1 pseudogene is annotated in these 1,264 nt (G+C 33.5%); it reads left to right on the forward strand.

Annotated features, from left to right (window positions below):
* Positions 1 to 1,184 (forward strand): annotated as a pseudogene (locus A9G30_RS11885) (alpha-2-macroglobulin family protein); the annotation flags it as partial.
* Positions 1,185 to 1,264 lie beyond the last annotated feature (80 nt).

Here is a 1,264-nt window from a genome sequence, read left to right on the forward strand (position 1 = left end):
AATATTTACAGAAAATTGCTAACTCTAGTTACTATGACAATTATGGCTTTAAAATTCGATCTCATGCAATCTATCTATTAACACGCCAAAATCAAGTAACTACAAGTTATTTAGCATCTATAATTGCAGATCTAAATAGAAATTCAAATACGCAATGGAAAAAAGATATCATAGCAATGTATTTAGCCTCATCATATAAAATGCTAAAAATGGATAAAGAAGCCAATAAATTACTTAAACCAATTTGGCAACAACTAGAAACAGCATACGATCATGCTTGGTGGACAAACAAATATTATGACCCACTAGTTGTTGATGCAGGAAGGATCTATTTAATTAGCAAACATTTTCCTGAAAAGGCAAAAACGATTCCAGCTCAAGCACTTGAAAATATGGTTATCATGCTTAACAAACAAAGATACACAACTCAATCCGCTGCAATGACTATCCTTGCTTTAAGTAGTTATTCGTCAAGTATTGATAAATCTAATTTATCTAATGATACTCTCCAAATTAATGCAATATCTAAAGAAGGAGAAAAACAAAAAATCATTGCGAATTTAAATGGAATTCTAGCCAAAGGTAAATTTGATGCTCAAGATACTAAAATCAATGTAACAAATAAATCAGATTTACCTGCTTGGTACATGCTTTCAGAGCAAGGTTATGACACAACACCGCCTAAAGAACCAATTAAACGAGGTCTTGAAATCTATCGTGAATTCACAGACCTTGAGGGCAAACCCGTTGAACAAGTTAAGCTGGGCGATAAAATCAACGTGACGATTCAACTCCGTGCGGTATCAGATGATGGAATAACGAATATAGCAATTGTTGATTTGCTACCTGGCGGCTTTGAAGTTGTACAACAACCTATATCTAATCAGGAAGATGCCAGTGAAGAATATGAGGAATATGACAACCATGAATACAGTGGTTATAACTGGGTTTCACCAATTGCTACAAAAACTGGTACTTGGTATCCTGAATATACCGATGTACGTGAAGATCGTGTTATTATTTATGGAGAAACTTATAATAGTAAAATACAAAAATTCACTTATCAAATCAAAGCAACTAATGTGGGCACTTATAGTATTCCACCTGCATTCGGTGAAGCAATGTATGATCGTGATATTCAAGCCGTATCAAAAGGTGGGCAAAAAATAAGCATCATTCCGTAGAATAGTTTTACAACTACTTATCCATTTTCCAAACGGGCTTAAGCCCGTTTTTTCAATATATATTGAATATATAAAAAAAG

The organism is Gilliamella sp. Fer4-1, assembly GCF_001690515.1.
Classification (GTDB): domain Bacteria; phylum Pseudomonadota; class Gammaproteobacteria; order Enterobacterales; family Orbaceae; genus Gilliamella; species Gilliamella apicola_C.